Here is a 15,757-nt window from a genome sequence, read left to right as displayed (position 1 = left end):
AGAGTAGGACGGCCCGGACGGATCAGGCCTCGTCGCCGAGCATCTCGCCGTCGACGTAGAGCCAGCGACCGTCCTCGCGCAGGAAGCGGCTGCGCTCGTGCACGAGGCCGGGGCCGGCGGGCGAGCGGTAGGAGGCGCGGAACTCGACCAGGCCCTCCTCGTCGCCCTCCCGCCCGAACGAGGTGTCGACGATCTGGAGCCGGCGCCACTGGACGTCGGGATCGAGGTCGATGCGGCACGGCCGGGTCGAGGGGTGCCAGCTCGCGAGCAGGTAGGGGGCGCTGCCGAGGACGTTCGCGCTGTAGCGGCTGCGCATCAGGCGCTCCGCCGTCGGCGAGGTCTCCTCGCCGAGGTGGGCGGGGCGGCAGCAGTCGGCGTAGTGGCGGCGGCTTCCGCAGGGGCAGGAGTCGGCGGGATGCATCCGGCCAGTGTGGCAGGCGATGCGGCGCCCCCGGCCCGGCGCGGCTCCGGCGAGCGCCGCGACTCCTCGGGCCGTCCAGGTGTGCATCCCCTCCACATCCGCTCCGCCGCCTTGAGGGTGCCGCCGGATCCCGGCAACGTGGCCCCCTCATCGACCACGGACGGAAGGAACGACCCGATGCTCACGCTCACCGACAACGCCAGCACCGTCGTCAAGACCATCACCGGGCAGACCGAGACCCCCGTCGAGGGAGGCCTGCGCATCAGCGGCACCGATCTCGACGCCCGCAACTTCGCTGTCGCGGTCGCCGCGGCCCCCGAGACGACGGACGCCGTCGTGGAGCAGGACGGAGCGCGCGTGTTCCTCGACGTCGCCGCCTCCGTCGCTCTCGGCGACAAGGTCCTCGACGCGCAGGTGGACGAGGGCGGCTCCGTCAGCTTCGAGATCGCTCCGCAGGGCTGACCCCGTCGACCCGGAGGCCGCCCCCACCGCAGTGCGGGAGGGCGGCCTCCGTCGTCCCCGGGATCAGGAGAGGACGTCGCGAGTGGTGAAGCGGCCGATCGCGAGCGACCCGAACACGGCGACGTAGGCGAGCTGGAGCAGCGCGTTCTCGCCGAAGGAGCTCCACGCGATCGGGTCGCGCAGGAGGTCGGCGAAGTCGAACCACCGGTCTGTCAGCAGGAACGGGTGGAGGGCGTCCAGCTGCGAGAGCGAGCCGACGATCTGCGCCGCGATGGAGACGACGACGGTGGCCGCCATGGCGCCGACCGGCACATCGGTCAGCGTCGAGATGAAGAGGCCGATCGCCGAGAGCCCGACCAGCGAGAGCGCCGCGTACACGGCGATCGCCAGGGCCCGGCCGATCGCGTCGCCGAGCGGGACGGTGCTGCCGGAGAGGAGCGTCACCGGTCCCGCCGGGAAGAGCGCCAGGCCGATCAGGATCCCGACCACCATGACGGTGAGTGCCGCGGCGAGGCAGAAGGCGAGGGAGGCGGCGAACTTCACCGCGAGCAGCCGCACGCGGCCGACGGGGCTGACCAGCAGGTAGCGCAGCGTCCCGAGCGAGGCCTCGCCCGCGATCGCGTCGCCGGCGACGACCCCGACCGTGAGCGGGAGGAACAGCGGGACGGCGACCGTGATGGCCGCGAAGCCGGTGAAGAGGCCGTTGCCGGCGATCGCGCCCACGAAGGACGGCCCGCCTCCGTCACCGCCCGAGAGCCGCACCGCGACGGCGAGCAGGATCGGGATGGCGGCGAGGGCCGCGAGCAGCGCCCAGGTGCGGCGCCGGCGGAAGAGCAGGGCGAGCTCGGAGGCGAGCAGGGACCCGATCCCCGCGCGGCGGACGGTCGCGTCAGCGCTCGACATCGAAACCCTCCCCGGTCAGCTCGACGAAGCGCTCCTCGAGCGAGGGGCGGCGGACGGCGAACCCGCGGACGCGGACGTCGGCCCGCACGAGGTCGGCGACCAGCGTCTCGGCCTCGAGCCCGGGCGGCAGTGCGGCGACGACCAGCGGCGGATCGGCGGGGTGCGGGCCCGGCGCGGTGCGCGGCTCCAGACCCCGGGTGTGCAGGGCCACGATCGCGCGCTCGCGGTCGGGCGTCAGCAGCTCGACCGAGGCGGCGTCCCCGCGCAGCTCGTCGAGCCCGCCCTGGGCGACGAGGCGCCCGGAGCGCATGACGGCGGCGTGGGTGCAGAGCTGCTCGATCTCGGCGAGGAGGTGGCTGGAGACGAGGACGGTCGTGCCGTCCTGGTTCAGTCCGCGCACGAGAGCGCGGACCTCGCGGGTGCCCTGCGGGTCGAGGCCGTTCGTGGGCTCGTCCAGCACGATCAGGTCGCGCGGCGAGAGCAGGGCGACCGCGATGCCGAGCCGCTGCTTCATGCCCAGGGAGTAGGAGCCGACCTTCTTGCGCGCCGCGGCCGAGAGACCGACGCGGGCGAGGGCCTCCTTCGCACGGGTGTCGCGGGTGCGGGACGAGGTGCCCGCCTCCGCGGCGTCGAAGCGCCGGAGGTTGGCCGCTCCGGAGAGGAACGGGTAGAAGCCCGGCCCCTCGACCAGCGCCCCCACCCGGGGCAGGACCTCGGCCGCGCGCCGGGGCATGGCCTGCCCGAGGACGGTGATGCTGCCCGCGGTCGGCGCGGCGAGGGCGAGCAGCATCCGGATCGTCGTGGTCTTGCCCGAGCCGTTCGGGCCGAGGAAGCCGAAGACGGCGCCGCGGGGAACGGCGAGGTCGAGACCGGAGACCGCCTCCTGGCGCCCGAAGCGCTTGGTGAGGCCCCGCGTCTCGACTGCGAGCTCGCCCGCCGTCACCGAGCGGAGGCCGCGTCGCGGAGCGCCTCGGCCGGGACCGCGCCGGCGAGGACGCGTCCGTCGTCGGTGACGAGGACGGTCAGCAGGGCGGAGGAGAGGACGCGGCCGCCGTCGACCGGCGTGGTGACCGCGTCGAGCGAGGAGAGCGCGTCGGCGTCACCGGCGGGCAGCTCGACGACGCTCGTCCAGCCGGACCCCGTGGTGACGACGTCGGAGTGCTCGGCCGTGTCCGCGGCGGGCGCGTCGGAGGCGTCCGCCTCGTCGTCGACCGGAGCGGCCTGCTCCGTCACCTCGGCGCCGGCCGGGGGCGTGAAGGAGAAGAGGGACGCGTCGGGCGTCGAGAAGTCGATGCTCGTGTACGCGACGCTGAACGCGGGCGCGGTGCCCCCGCGGGCGGTCACGGCCACTCCGAGCGGGAGACCCGTCTCGCCGTCGACCGAGACGGTCACGGAGCCCACGAGGGTGCCGCCGTCGCGGGGCGTGAGCACGAGCTCGTACGCGTCGCGCCCGGCGACGCTGACGTCCGAGCCGACCGCGACCGTGGTCGTCGGGTCGATCGCGGCGAGCAGCTGCTCGGCGGCGGACGACGGCGTGACGACCTGATCGCCCGGCGAGGCCTCGGGGGCTCCCCCCGCGGGAGGCACGAGGTGGGTGGCGGTGTTCGCGCTCGAGTCGTAGATCCAGACTCCGTCGGTCGTCGAGGCGACGACGTCGCGCTCGGCGAGCCGGTCGAGCACCTGGAGGCGCACGCCCTTCTCGGCGTCGACGTACACGCGCGCCTGGTGCGAGCCGGTGGCGAGCTCGACGAGGGAGTCGGCGGGGTCGGCGGACGCCGAGCCGGCGGAGCCGCCGAGCGCCGAGAGGTCGGGCAGGCCGAGGTCCGAGGTCTGCCGGATCTCGCCGGAGAACGCCGTGGTGTCGCTCTCGGCGACGAAGGCGAGGAGGTCGGCGGCGGACTTCTCGGGGAGGTCTCCCGCGGCGCTCGCCGAGAGGGGGAGGGCGACGGCCGCGGCGACGACGACCGCGGGGACGACGGCGACGGGCGTCCAGCGCTTCCAGTCAATGCTCATGCCGGGAACGCTACGCCTCGAACCTCCGCGGCGGGCCCGGAACGTCCCGGTCCACAGCCATCCGGAAGGGGGTGCGGTCGGAGACCGCGGCCGGGATGATCAGGGCATGGACCTCCCGTTCGCGCTCCCCGTCGCCCCGATGCTCGCCAAGGCCGTTCCTGCGGTGCCGGAGCAGACCGCCGTCGCGGGCGGATACTCCTACGAGCCGAAGTGGGACGGGTTCCGCGCGATCGTCTCGGTCTCCGGCGGGGAGTGCGAGATCGGGAGCCGCGGCTCCAAGCCGCTGACCCGGTACTTCCCCGAGCTCGTCGAGGCCTTCCTCCGGCTGCTCCCCGACGGCTGCGTGCTCGACGGCGAGATCGTCCTGGCGACCGGCGAGCCGGGAGCGCAGCGGCTCGACTGGGACCTGCTCTCGCAGCGCATCCATCCGGCCGCGAGCCGCGTGAGGATGCTGGCGGAGACCACCCCGGCGATGCTCGTCGCCTTCGACCTGCTCGCCGTGGACGGGCGCAGCGTGCTCGAGGAGCCGTACTCGGCGCGGCGGGAGGCGCTCGCCGCGGTGATGGCCGGCGTCCCGCATCCGCTGCACCTCGGCCGCGCCACCGACGACGAGGCCCTGGCGCGCGACTGGCTGGAGCGCTTCGAGGGCGCAGGACTGGACGGCGTCGTGGCGAAGCCGCTGGCCGCGCCCTACTCCCCCGGGAAGCGCGCCGTGCTCAAGGTCAAGCACCACCGCACGGCCGACGTGATCGCGATCGGGTACCGCGAGCACGCCTCCAAGCCGGGCGTGGGCTCGATCCTGCTCGGCCTGCACGGCGACGACGGAGAGGTCCGCCAGGTCGGCGGGGCCTCGGCCTTCAGCGACGAGCGTCGCGTGCAGCTGCTGGAGGAGCTCGCACCCGCGGTCGAGCGTGACGCGGAGGGAGCACCGGTGCGCGGCGAGGGCGAGCGGAGCCGGTTCTCGAGCGGCCGCGACACCTCCTTCGTGCGTCTGCGTCCCGAGCTCGTGCTCGAGGTCCGCTACGACCAGCGCGAGGGCGACCGCTTCCGGCACACCGTGCAGTTCGAGCGCTGGCGCCCGGACCGCGACGCCGCCTCCTGCACCATGGAGCAGCTGGAGCAGCCGACCGCGTACGACCTCGGCGACGTCCTCGGCTAGGCCTTCTTCGCGCGGCTGGGCTGCACGCGGGGCGGCTCGCCCGGCATCTTGGGGAAGTCGGGCGGGAACGGCAGCTCGCCGAGGCCGGCGGCGACATCGCGCTCCCACCAGCCGAGCAGGGCGTCGAGGCGGCCGGGGGCGTCGTGCATCCGGGCCCACGGATCACCGCGCTCGGCGAGGCGCGCCGGGACCGTGCGGATCGTGAAGGCCCGCGGGTCGACGCCGTCGAGCTCGTCCCAGTCCAGCGGAGTGGAGACGGGAGCGTGCGCGAGCGGCCGCGGGCTGTAGGCACCGGCGATCGTCCGGTCGCGGTTGGCCTGGTTGAAGTCGACGAAGATCCGCTCGCCGCGCTCCTCCTTCCACCACGCCGTCGTGACCTGCTCGGGCATCCGCCGCTCCAGCTCGCGCGCCGCGGCGATCACCGCGTGGCGGACGTCGAGGAACTCGTGCTCGGCGACGATCGGCGCGAAGACGTGCAGGCCGCGGTTGCCGGACGTCTTCACGAACGGGTCGAGGCCGGCCTCCCGCAGGACCTCCCGCAGCGCGTGCGCGGCGACGACCGCGTCGGCGACGTCGGTGCCGGGCTGCGGGTCGAGGTCGATCCGGAGCTGGTCGGGCAGGTCGGGCGCATCGGCGCGGGACGCCCACGGGTGGAAGACGACGGTGTTCATCTGCGCCGCCCAGACGGCGGCCGCGGGCTCGTCGATCACGAGCTGCGGATGCACCCGCCCGCTCGGGTACGTCACCGGGACGGACCGGACGTACTCGGGCGCGCCCTTGGGCGGGTTCTTCGAGAAGAACTGCTCGCCCTCGATCCCGGAGGAGAACCGCTGCAGCGAGACGGGGCGGCCGCCGTTCGCCGCGACGAACGGCTCGCCGACGGCGATCAGGTACTCCGCGACCTCGCGCTTGGTGATGCCCGGCTCCGGGAAGAGCACGCGCTCGGGGCTCGAGATCCGCACCTCCCGGTCGCCGTGCGGTCCGGGGACGGTGAGGACGACGGCGTCGCTGCTGGGCATCTGCTGAGGCTAGCCCGCGGCGCCGCCCGGCGACAGGGGTCCGCCGGGTCGCCTCCGCAGGCGGATCGGGCCCTTCGCCCGCGAGGGGTCGACGACCTGTCCGCCCTGCACGATGTCGATCTCGCCCCGGTCGACCAGGCGGCGCGCGGCCCGGCGCACGGGCTCCATCAGCGGCCGCCACTCCTCGCCGCCGACCCGGCGCGCGACCTCGGACGGGCACGCCGTCGACGACGCCGCTCGCGCGAGCAGGACGGTGCGGATCTCCTCCTCGAGGCGCGCCTCCTCCGGACCGACTCCGCGACCGCGGCAGGCGTCCGAGCAGTAGCGGACGTCCTCCCAGTCGCGCGCCCACTTCGCGCGCCACTCGATCTCGCGACCGCAGGAGGCGCAGGTCTTGCTCTCGGGATGCGCGGTGGACGTGCGCTGACGGTGGGCCATGCCCTCGAGTCTGCGCGCAGACCGCGGCCGCGGCGACGGGTTGCGCTGAGGGCGAGCGACGGGTGCGCGGACGCCGGCGCCGACGACGCGCACCCGATCCGGCGTGATCGGGAACAGGGAGCGGCGGATCGGCGTTCCCCGAGGTGGCGGCGTCATACTCCGCAATGGGGCGGCCCTCCCCCGGCCTGTGCGCCAGTCTGGAGGAGCCGTGCTGCGGCGCGACGGCGGGCCACCACCCCGTGCCGCACCCTCGATCGATCAGGAGTCTCCGATGAGCCGCGAGAACCTCGCCACCACCCCGGACCGCGAGCCGGAGCACCGCGCCTTCGCCGGACTCTCCCCGGAGGACTTCAAGCTCGCGTTCCGCAACCACGCCGCCGGAGTCGCGCTGATCACCGCCGACCCGGGCACCGGCCCGGTCGCCCTGACCGCGACCTCCGTCTTCTCGGTGAGCGCCGAGCCGCCGCTGTTCGTCTTCTCGCTCTCGTCCGCCTCGTCCAGCTCTCCGGCCATCCAGGCGTCCGAGACGCTGGTCGTGCACCTGCTCGGGGCGGAGCAGCTCGACCTGGCGCGCCTGGGCTCGACCAGCGGCATCGACCGCTTCGCCGACACGTCGCTCTGGTCGCGGCTGCCCACGGGCGAGCCGTTCTTCCCGGGCGCCGCTGCCTGGATCCGCGGCACGGTGATCAACCGCATGGAGGCGGGATCGTCCACGATCGTCGCCGTGCACGCCCTCGAGGCCCACGTGCCCGAGGACTCCGAGACCACGGCGCCGCTCGTCTACCACAACCGCACCTGGCACCACCTCGGCGAGCACTCGCGCCTGAGCTGAGCTCCGCGCGCGATCCGAAGAAGGCGCTTCAGGCCTCCGACCCGGTCGCCACCGTCCGGCCCGGCGTGCTCGACCACTGCGACCAGGAGCCCGGGTAGAGCGCCGGCGCGAAGCCCGCGAGCGTGAGCGCGACGACGTCGACCGCGGCCGAGACGCCGCTGCCGCAGTACACGCCGACGGGGGCGTGCTCCCGCACGCCGAGCGCCTCGAATCCGGCGCGCAGGTCGGAGGCGGGCCGGAACCGCCCCTCGGAGTCGAGCGCCGCGGACGCGGGAGCGTTCCGAGCGCCGGGGATGTGGCCCGCCCGCGGGTCGATCGGCTCGACCTCGCCGCGGTACCGCTCAGGGGCGCGGGCGTCGAGCAGGACGCCCGCCGAGGGCAGCGCCGCCGCCTCGTCGATGTCCAGCACCGGGAGCCGACCGTAGGCCAGCTCGACGTCGCCCCGCTCGCGCGGGACGTCGCCCGTCTCGAGCTCCCGCCCCGAGCGGATCCAGCCGGCGAGCGACCCGTCGAGCAGGCGGACGTCCTCCACTCCCGTCGCCCGCAGCAGCCACCAGGCCCGCGCGGCCGGGACGCTCTGCGCGTCGTCGTACACGACGACGGACCGGCCCCGGCGGAGCCCCCAGCCGCGCGCCGCCTCCTGCAGCACCTCGATCGGAGGCAGCGGGTGGCGCCCCTCCTCCGGCTCGCCGTGGGCGGCCAGCTCGTGATCGAGGTCGACGTGCACCGCGCCGGGCAGGTGGCCCGCGAGGTACTCCGGGCGGCCGTCGGGCCGGTCGAGGCGCCAGCGCACGTCGAGGACGAGCGGCGGCTCGGTGGAGGCCATGAGCTCGGCGAGCTCGTCAGGGGTGACCAGCAGGCTCTCGCGGCTGGAGGGGGTCGTCGGGGTCATGGCGTCCTTCCGATCCGCGTCGTCGGCGGAGTCCTGCCCCAGCATGCCGGGTCGCCCGGCGGCGAGGGAGCTCGCGCGGCAGCGGAGCGTCGGCGCGCAAGGCGCCTCGTCGATGGTCGTCCGCCGGAGAGCCTCTCGCGCAGGCGGGTCGTCTTCGCCACTCGATACCCGCGAGCGTGGCCCGGAGGCCTGCAGGGGACCGCTCGGGCCTGAGAGAGGAGGGTGAGGCTCTCGTCGTCGGAGGACGGCCGAAGGCCCGCCCTCCGGCAGGGCGGGGCGGGCCTTCGTACACGATCGAATGCGATCTCGGAGTGTCAGTACGGGTAGTCCTCGCAGGCGACACCGTTCGGAGGACGGTTCTCGTCGAGTCGGGCGAAGTCGCCGTACCACTGCGCCCAGTACTCCAGGAACGCCTGCGCCTCCTGCTGGCTGCTGAAGTCCCGGCAGTCCCGATCGGCGGGACGCGGGGGCGGGTTGCCGCCGGGCGCCGGTGCCGGTGCCGCGGCCTGCGTGCTCGCCCAGAGTGCGCGGCCCTGCGGCGAGTAGATCACCAGATTGCCGTCGTTCTGCATGACCATCCGGGAGCCCGGGCTGCCCGCCGTGCCGGACTGCCAGCGCGCTCCGCCGGACCCCGCGTAGACCACGGCGTTGCCGTCGGACTGCATCTCGAGCCGGTTGCCGCCTCCGGACGTGCCGGCCGCCCAGCGGGCCGAGCCGCGCGAGTAGACGACGAGGTTGCCGTCGCCCTGCATGACCGCCTCGCTCCCTCCGTCGGAGGAGCGCAGCAGCTGACCGGCGGTCAGCCGGTTCCCGGAGGAGAGGGTGTCCCGGACGGCGGGCGCGGGCGGCGCCGGAGGAGTGTCGCTCGCCCACAGCGCGCGGCCCGAGGCGGAGTAGACGACCAGGTTGCCGTCGTTCTGCATCTGCAGGCGGGATCCCGGGTTGCCCGCCGTACCCGAGGCCCAGAGGGGTCGGCCCGAGGCGGAGGTGACCACGGCGTTGCCGTCGGACTGCATCGAGAGCGTCTCGCCCTCGCCCTGGGTGCCGGCGCCCCAGCGGACGTCCCCCCGCGAGTAGACCGCGAGATTGCCGTCGCCCTGCAGGGAGGCGCGCGACCGGCCGTCCGGCGAAGTGAGCTGCTGTCCCCGGCTGAGCCGCGAGCCGGAGGAGAGGACGTCGCGGATCTCAGGCGCGCGCGAGGTCGAGCTCGCCCAGAGCGGCCGTCCGGAGGCGGCGGTGATCACCAGGTTGCCGTCGTTCTGCATCCGCATCCGCGCGCCCGGGTTCCCGGGCGTTCCCGCCTGCCAGCGCACGCCGGACCCGGGGGCCGAGACCACCGCGTTCCCGTCGGTCTGCATCGCGAGGCGGTTGCCCGCTCCGGAGGTGACGGAGCTCCAGCGCGGCGATCCGTCCACGGAGACGACGAGATTGCCGTCGCTCTGCATCGCGGCGCGCGAGCGGCCGTCGGAGGCGGTCAGCTGCTGTCCCGGAGAGAGCTCGCGCCCGCTGTCGAGGACGTCGGCGATCGGCTCCGGCTCGGGCTCCTGCTCGTCGGCCGAGGACCAGGCCGTGTCCCCGTTCGGGCGGACGAGCACGAGTTGCCCGTCGTCCTGGATGAGGGCGAGCGCGCCGGTCTCTCCCGCGGTCCCGGACGCCCAGACGGGCGTGCCGGAGCCGGTCACGACGACGAGGTTGCCGTCCTCCTGCATCCGCACCGTGGTCGCTCCGGTGCCCTGGGTCCTGGTGCTCCAGACGGGGCGGCGCCCGGCGTCGTAGATCACGGCGTTGCCGTCCGCCTGCATCTCGAAGCTCGCGGAGTCTCCGTTCGAGAAGATGCGCTCTCCCGCGTCGAGCGAGTCGCCGCCGAGGAGGGCGTTCGTGTAGGTCTGCGATCCACGCGCCTCTGGGGGCGGAGTCTCCCCCGGGACGAAGGCGGTCGGAGTCTCGGCGACGGCCTGCGTCGCGAGGGCGGACGGCGCCAGACCGGCGGAACCGCCCGCGGCGAGCAGGCAGGCGAGGGCCATCGCCGCGAGGCGATGAGGAGGTCGTGGCACGGAGAGCCCTTTCGGAGGCGGCGGCGGCGGAAGCCGGGGTCGAGCGGAGCCTGGCACGCGCTCGCCACGGCCGTCCATCCGGGCCGCGCGGAACCACTCAGCCGGAGCGGGCGATCCGCGCCGGCTGCGCGGGCGCCGCCTCCGGACCACGGAGCCTCCGGCCGGCTCGCGCGCCCCGGTCGGGGGCGGCGGCGATCGACGCGGATCGACGGAGGACGTGCTCCCACGGCCGGAGCGCACCCCGCGCGGGCGCCCCGGGAGGCGGCTCGGACCTCCCGCGGCACGGAGGAGGTCCCCGTTCCTCCTAAAATCGGAGGCATGTCGAAAGTGTTGAGCAGTCTGCCCGTGGGCGAGCGTGTCGGAATCGCATTCTCGGGAGGCCTCGACACATCCGTCGCCGTCGCCTGGATGCGCGAGAAGGGCGCGGTGCCCTGCACGTACACGGCCGACATCGGCCAGTACGACGAGCCCGACATCGAGAGCGTCCCGTCCCGCGCGGCCCAGTACGGCGCCGAGATCTCGCGCCTCGTCGACGCGAAGAGCGCGCTGGTCGAGGAGGGGCTCGTCGCCCTGCAGTGCGGCGCCTTCCACATCCGCTCCGGCGGCAAGACCTACTTCAACACCACCCCCCTCGGCCGCGCCGTGACCGGAACCCTCCTCGTCCGCGCCATGCGTGAGGACGGCGTCGACATCTGGGGCGACGGCTCGACCTACAAGGGCAACGACATCGAGCGGTTCTACCGCTACGGCCTGCTCGCCAACCCCCGCCTGCGCATCTACAAGCCCTGGCTCGACGTGCAGTTCGTCAACGAGCTCGGCGGCCGCACCGAGATGTCGGAGTGGCTGGTCGCCCGCGGCTTCCCCTACCGCGACGCCACCGAGAAGGCCTACTCGACCGACGCCAACATCTGGGGCGCCACCCACGAGGCCAAGCGCCTCGAGGAGCTCTCCAGCGGCCTCGAGCTCGTCGAGCCGATCATGGGGGTCGCGTCGTGGCGCGACGAGGTCGAGATCGCCTCCGAGGTCGTCTCGGTGCGCTTCGAGTCCGGCCGTCCCGTCGCGCTGAACGGCGTCGAGTTCTCGGACGCCGTCGCGCTCGTGCTCGAGGCGAACGCGATCGGCGGACGCCACGGACTCGGCGTCTCGGACCAGATCGAGAACCGGATCATCGAGGCCAAGAGCCGCGGCATCTACGAGGCCCCCGGCATGGCGCTGCTGCACATCGCCTACGAGCGCCTGCTGAACGCGATCCACAACGAGGACACCGTCGCCCAGTACCACTCGGAGGGCCGCCGTCTCGGCCGCCTGATGTACGAGGGCCGCTGGCTCGACCCGCAGTCGCTGATGCTGCGCGAGTCCATCCAGCGCTGGGTCGGCTCGGCCGTCTCCGGGGAGGTGACCCTGCGCCTGCGCCGCGGCGACGACTACACGATCCTCGACACGACCGGCCCCGCGCTGAGCTACCACCCCGACAAGCTCTCGATGGAGCGGGTCGGCGACGCCGCCTTCGGCCCCGAGGACCGCATCGGGCAGCTCACGATGCGCAACCTCGACATCGCCGACTCCCGCTCGCGGCTCGAGCAGTACGCGGCCGCCGGCCTCGTCGGCGGTCCGACCGCCGAGCTCGTCGGCGAGCTCGAGATCGGCGAGGCCGACGCGATCACCGAGGGCGGCGGGTCCGCAGCGGCCGATGCGCTCGGACGCGCCACCGACCTGGCCTCGGAGGGTGCGGCGTTCGACGCCGGAACCGACTGACCCCGCCCGCCTGACGCCCCCGCGCGCATCCGTCCCACCGGGACGCGAGGCGCACGGGGGCGTCGTGCTGTGCGGACCGACCCGGCGCGCCGGGTGCGAGGGCGGGCCCGGCGCGAGAGCAGTGCTCCGGCGTTCGTCGCGCCGGCCGTCAGGGCGCGGAGGACCGGACGAGCGCGAGCGCGGCGTCCACGGTGGCGAGCGACTGCGCCGGATCGACGCGGGCCAGCACGAGCGCGGCCACCAGGAGCGACACGAGGACGTCCGCCTGAGCCGACGCCCACGCCTGCGCGTCGGGCCAGCGGGCCAGCGCTCCGGCGCGCAGTGCGCCCAGCAGCTCGGCCCGGTAGTCGGCGATCACCTCGCGCACGGCGTCGTCGCGCGCGATCGGCGCGCCCGCGGCGTTGAGCAGCAGACAGCCGCTCCTCGCGGAGAGCGTGCGGGAGTCGGCGAGCGCCGCCCGCAGCCCGGTGAAGTACACCTCGAGCGCCGTCGGCGACGCCCCTCCCGGATCGACGAGCGGGGCGAGCCGGGGCCGCACCACCTCGTCGAGGTAGCTCTGCACGGCAGCGTCGAAGAGCCCGCGCTTGCTGCCGAAGGCGTGGTAGAGGCTGGAGCGGCGCAGTCCGGTCGCGGACTCCAGGTCCGGGAGCGACGCCTCCTCGAAGCCGCTCTCCCAGAAGACGGCGCGGGCGGCGCGGACGACCTGCTCGGTGTCGAAGCCCTGCGTGCGACCCACGGTGCTCCTCCTGAGGGGTGACAGCTGCGGCGCCGCACTGGCGCGGACCGCTCGCTCCAGTATATTGTGGACTGGTCGTTACACAATCGGTGCGGAGCCCTCCGCACCACGACCATCGCCTGGAGGCCCGCCGTGATCGTTCTCGGACTGGTGCTCGCCGCTCTCGCCGCGGCGCTGCACGTCTACATCTTCGTGCTCGAGTCGGTCCTCTGGACGACCTCGCGCGCCCGATCGACGTTCGGCACGACCGCCGGCGAGGCGGAGGCGACGAAGGAGATGGCCTACAACCAGGGCTTCTACAACCTCTTCCTCGCCGTCGTCACCGCGGCGGGCATCGTCGCCGTCGCGATCGGCGCCACCGCCGTCGGCGCGGCCCTCGTGTTCGCCGGCGCCGGATCGATGGTCGCCGCAGCACTCGTCCTGCTCCTCTCCGCTCCGACCAAGCGCCGCGCCGCGCTGACCCAGATGACCCCGGGTCTGCTCGCGGTGATCGCGCTCGCCGTCGGCCTCTCACTCTGATCCCCTCCGATCCACCACCACGAAAGGTCCTATGAGCACCGTCACCAGCACCCAGATCCAGCTCGTCCGCCGCCCCGACGGCTGGCCCGTCGCCGAGGACTTCCGGACCGCGACCGTCGAGTACGGCGACCCGGCCGCGGGCGAGATCCGCGTCGAGAACGCCTTCCTCTCGGTCGACCCCTACATGCGCGGCCGCATGAACGACGTGAAGAGCTACACCCCGCCCTTCGCCCTCGGCGAGACCATGACCGGCGGTGCCGTCGGCCGGGTGACCGTCTCCGACGACCCCGCGTTCCCCGTCGGCAGCGCGGTCCTGCACCAGCTCGGCTGGCGCGACGTCGTGCAGGCCGAGTCGTCGCAGTTCCGCGTCGTCCCCGAGATCCCCGGAGTGCCGCTCTCGCTCCGCCTCGGCATCCTCGGGATGACCGGACTCACCGCGTACGTCGGGCTCACCGCCATCGCGGGCATGAAGGAGGGCGACACCGTCTTCGTCTCGGGCGCCGCGGGAGCCGTCGGCTCGGCCGCCGGCCAGATCGCGCGCCTCCTCGGAGCCGAGCGGGTCGTCGGATCCGCGGGCTCGGCCGAGAAGGTCGCCCTGCTGACCGAGAAGTACGGCTACGACGCCGCCTTCGACTACCACTCCGGCCCGGTCCGCGAGCAGCTGGCCGAGGCCGCGCCCGACGGGATCGACGTGTACTTCGACAACGTCGGCGGCGACCACCTCGAGGCGGCCCTCGACGCCTTCCGCGACGGCGGCCGCGCGGCGCTCTGCGGAGCGATCGCCGGCTACAACAGCACCGAGAAGACGCCCGGCCCCGACAACATGGCGAACATCATCACCCGCGGTCTCACGCTGCGCGGCTTCACGCTGTCCGGCTACCTCGACCACGCGCCGGAGTTCAACCGGCTGATGGCCGGCTGGTTCGCCGACGGAGAGATCGCCTACGACGAGACCGTCGTCGACGGCATCGACCACGCCGTGGACGCGTTCCTCTCGATGATGCGCGGCGGCAACACCGGGAAGATGGTCGTCCGCGTCTAGCGCCGACCCCGGTGCGGCGGGCGCGAGGAGGGGGCACCTCCGGACGCCCGCCGCATCCGTCCTCCGCCTCCCTGACCGGGACCTCCGAGAATGCTCGCGGATCCGCGGGGCCGATCGGTCCGGGCGGTGGCAGACTGCGGACATGAGCACGTTCTCGCACCGGACCGGCGCCTCCGCGCCGGCAGCAGCAGCACTCGTCCTCGTCCTCACCGGCTGCGCGGGCAGCGGCGGAGCCCCGTCCGCGCGGACGCCGCTCCCGACGCCGACCGCGACCGCGACCTCTTCGCCGACTCCCGCTCCGACGCCGACTCCCACCGTGACCGTGACGGTCACGGCGACCCCCGAGCCCTCGTCGACCGGTTCTCCCGCCGCGGATCCGGCGGCGGCGCGCTGCACGGGCTCCGACCTGACGATGGAGTACCGCCCCGACCCCGACGCGTCGGGTGCCGGGAACAGCGCCTTCGACCTCGTGCTCACCAGCACCTCCTCCTCGGACTGCGCTCTCGCGGGCATCCCCGGCGTCTACGCGACCGACGCCGACGGGAACCGGATCAGCGCGGTCGCCGGCGCGTCCGGCCCGAACCCCGATGCTCCCGTGATCCTCGTCCCCGGCGCCCGGGCGGACGTCCGGGTCGCCTGGCACTCCCCCGGCGCCTACGGCTGCGCGGTCGGGACCTCCGCGTTCCTCGTCGCCGAGGTCCTCGACGCCCCGGACGGCGCGGTCCGCGCCCCCGCCGAGCTCCAGGTGTGCACCGACGGCACCGTGATGATGGACGCGTCCGCCTACACGCTGCTCTGAGCCCTTGCCGAGCGCGCACGCCTCCCGCGCGGCCCGCTCACCGGGCGCGACCCCTTGACCGGGCGCGGCGCAGCCGGGACCCTCGCACTACACGTCCCCACCCCACCCCGGAGGTCACCATGAAGGTCGGCTCACTCGTTCTCCGTCTCGCCGTCGGCGGGCTCTTCGTCGGACACGGTCTGCAGAAGCTGCGGGGCTCGTTCGACGGCCCCGGCCTCGACGGCACCGAGCAGATGATGTCGAGCCTGGAGATGCACCCGGCCCGGCGCAACGCCGTCGCCGCAGCGGTGACCGAGACGGCCGGAGGCGCCGCTCTCGCCCTCGGCGCCGCGACTCCGCTCGCCGCCGCCGGACTCGTCGCCACGATGGTCACCGCCGTGCGCAAGGTGCACTGGAGCAACGGCCTGTGGAACGCGGGTGGCGGGTGGGAGTACAACGCCGTCCTCGTCGCGGCGACGGCCGCGATCGTCGCGGACGGCCCCGGCGCGCTCTCGTTCGACGCCCTGTTCGGCAAGCGCAAGTGGGGAGCCGGCTGGGCGCTGTTCGCCCTGATCGGCGGAGCGGCTGCGTCGACCGCCCTGATCGAGGCCGGGCGACGCGCCGCGCCGGTCGGAGCGGGCACCTCCGGCTCCGACGACGGCGGGTCGGACGACGACGGCGCCGACTCGACCGCCTCGTAGCCCCGCTCCGCCGCACTGTGCGGGCGCGGTAGC

At 74.3% G+C, this 15,757-nt stretch carries 17 protein-coding genes; 8 read left to right on the top strand and 9 right to left on the bottom strand.

What is annotated here, in order from left to right:
- Positions 1-22: 22 nt before the first annotated feature.
- Positions 23-421: a YchJ family protein gene (locus C5B92_RS09020; RefSeq protein ID WP_104274089.1), complete on the bottom strand. Its 399-nt coding sequence runs from the start codon at positions 419-421 to the stop codon at positions 23-25.
- 177 nt (positions 422-598) lie between these two features.
- Here C5B92_RS09020 and C5B92_RS09015 point away from each other — a divergent pair, with 177 nt between their 5' ends.
- Positions 599-883 carry a hypothetical protein gene (locus C5B92_RS09015; protein WP_104274088.1) on the top strand — a complete coding sequence of 95 codons (285 nt, stop codon included), beginning with the start codon at positions 599-601 and terminating at the stop codon, positions 881-883.
- Positions 884-946: 63 nt separating this feature from the next.
- Here the strand turns inward: C5B92_RS09015 and C5B92_RS09010 are convergent, their stop codons facing one another.
- Genes C5B92_RS09010 through C5B92_RS09000 form a run of 3 tightly spaced genes read right to left on the bottom strand, consistent with a single transcriptional unit; the run spans position 947 to position 3,799 of the window.
- The gene (locus C5B92_RS09010; RefSeq protein ID WP_104250736.1) at positions 947-1,786 is read right to left on the bottom strand and encodes an ABC transporter permease; all 840 of its coding nucleotides are present in this window, start codon (positions 1,784-1,786) and stop codon (positions 947-949) included.
- Positions 1,773-2,729 carry an ABC transporter ATP-binding protein gene (locus C5B92_RS09005; RefSeq protein WP_104274087.1) on the bottom strand — a complete coding sequence of 319 codons (957 nt, stop codon included), beginning with the start codon at positions 2,727-2,729 and terminating at the stop codon, positions 1,773-1,775. Before C5B92_RS09005 ends, C5B92_RS09010 begins: the two co-directional genes overlap by 14 nt.
- Positions 2,726-3,799 (bottom strand): DUF2092 domain-containing protein, encoded by a 1,074-nt coding sequence (locus C5B92_RS09000; protein WP_104274086.1) that lies wholly within the window; start codon positions 3,797-3,799, stop codon positions 2,726-2,728. The genes C5B92_RS09005 and C5B92_RS09000 overlap by 4 nt, the downstream gene beginning before the upstream one ends.
- Positions 3,800-3,905: 106 nt before the next feature.
- Between C5B92_RS09000 and C5B92_RS08995 the strand changes: the two genes are divergently transcribed.
- On the top strand, positions 3,906-4,958 hold the full coding sequence (locus C5B92_RS08995) for an ATP-dependent DNA ligase (RefSeq protein WP_104350310.1): 1,053 nt from the start codon (positions 3,906-3,908) through the stop codon (positions 4,956-4,958).
- Here C5B92_RS08995 and ligD read toward each other — a convergent pair.
- Both ligD and C5B92_RS08985 read right to left on the bottom strand, forming a co-directional pair.
- Positions 4,955-5,977, bottom strand: coding sequence for a non-homologous end-joining DNA ligase (gene ligD, locus C5B92_RS08990; protein WP_181028781.1), 1,023 nt, complete (start codon positions 5,975-5,977; stop codon positions 4,955-4,957). The genes C5B92_RS08995 and ligD overlap by 4 nt on opposite strands.
- 9 nt (positions 5,978-5,986) lie before the next feature.
- Positions 5,987-6,415 carry a DUF2256 and DUF3253 domain-containing protein gene (locus C5B92_RS08985; RefSeq protein ID WP_104350309.1) on the bottom strand — a complete coding sequence of 143 codons (429 nt, stop codon included), beginning with the start codon at positions 6,413-6,415 and terminating at the stop codon, positions 5,987-5,989.
- A gap of 271 nt (positions 6,416-6,686) precedes the next feature.
- Here C5B92_RS08985 and C5B92_RS08980 point away from each other — a divergent pair, with 271 nt between their 5' ends.
- Positions 6,687-7,247: a flavin reductase family protein gene (locus C5B92_RS08980; protein ID WP_104222547.1), complete on the top strand. Its 561-nt coding sequence runs from the start codon at positions 6,687-6,689 to the stop codon at positions 7,245-7,247.
- A 28-nt stretch (positions 7,248-7,275) separates the two neighbouring features.
- On the opposite strand, the gene C5B92_RS08975 is transcribed toward C5B92_RS08980, so the two are convergent.
- Together C5B92_RS08975 and C5B92_RS08970 are read right to left on the bottom strand one after the other, a co-directional pair.
- Complete coding sequence (locus C5B92_RS08975) at positions 7,276-8,139, bottom strand: sulfurtransferase (protein ID WP_104350321.1); 864 nt, start codon at positions 8,137-8,139, stop codon at positions 7,276-7,278.
- A 314-nt stretch (positions 8,140-8,453) separates the two neighbouring features.
- Positions 8,454-10,163 (bottom strand): hypothetical protein, encoded by a 1,710-nt coding sequence (locus tag C5B92_RS08970; protein WP_104350308.1) that lies wholly within the window; start codon positions 10,161-10,163, stop codon positions 8,454-8,456.
- A 348-nt stretch (positions 10,164-10,511) separates the two neighbouring features.
- On the opposite strand from C5B92_RS08970, the gene argG reads away from it, so the two are divergent.
- A complete protein-coding gene (gene argG / locus C5B92_RS08965) occupies positions 10,512-11,948 on the top strand; it encodes an argininosuccinate synthase (RefSeq protein ID WP_104350307.1) in 1,437 nt (478 codons plus the stop codon).
- 148 nt (positions 11,949-12,096) lie between these two features.
- On the opposite strand, the gene C5B92_RS08960 is transcribed toward argG, so the two are convergent.
- On the bottom strand, positions 12,097-12,684 hold the full coding sequence (locus tag C5B92_RS08960) for a TetR/AcrR family transcriptional regulator (RefSeq protein WP_104225404.1): 588 nt from the start codon (positions 12,682-12,684) through the stop codon (positions 12,097-12,099).
- A gap of 132 nt (positions 12,685-12,816) precedes the next feature.
- Here C5B92_RS08960 and C5B92_RS08955 point away from each other — a divergent pair, with 132 nt between their 5' ends.
- The 4 genes from C5B92_RS08955 to C5B92_RS08940 all read left to right on the top strand — a co-directional run bounded on the left by C5B92_RS08955 (position 12,817) and on the right by C5B92_RS08940 (position 15,724).
- On the top strand, positions 12,817-13,203 hold the full coding sequence (locus C5B92_RS08955; protein WP_104269170.1) for a DUF1304 domain-containing protein: 387 nt from the start codon (positions 12,817-12,819) through the stop codon (positions 13,201-13,203).
- Between the two features lie 31 nt (positions 13,204-13,234).
- A complete protein-coding gene (locus tag C5B92_RS08950) occupies positions 13,235-14,245 on the top strand; it encodes an NADP-dependent oxidoreductase (RefSeq protein WP_104222542.1) in 1,011 nt (336 codons plus the stop codon).
- Positions 14,246-14,387: 142 nt separating this feature from the next.
- Entirely contained in the window at positions 14,388-15,044 is a 657-nt protein-coding gene (locus C5B92_RS08945; RefSeq protein WP_104350306.1) for a DUF4232 domain-containing protein, read from the top strand.
- A 119-nt stretch (positions 15,045-15,163) separates the two neighbouring features.
- The gene (locus tag C5B92_RS08940) at positions 15,164-15,724 is read left to right on the top strand and encodes a DoxX family protein (protein WP_104238585.1); all 561 of its coding nucleotides are present in this window, start codon (positions 15,164-15,166) and stop codon (positions 15,722-15,724) included.
- Positions 15,725-15,757: the final 33 nt, after the last annotated feature.

Source organism: Rathayibacter sp. AY1A4 (assembly GCF_002930955.1).
In the GTDB taxonomy this organism is placed as follows: domain Bacteria; phylum Actinomycetota; class Actinomycetes; order Actinomycetales; family Microbacteriaceae; genus Rathayibacter.
This window is presented reverse-complemented; position numbering and strand designations above follow the sequence as displayed.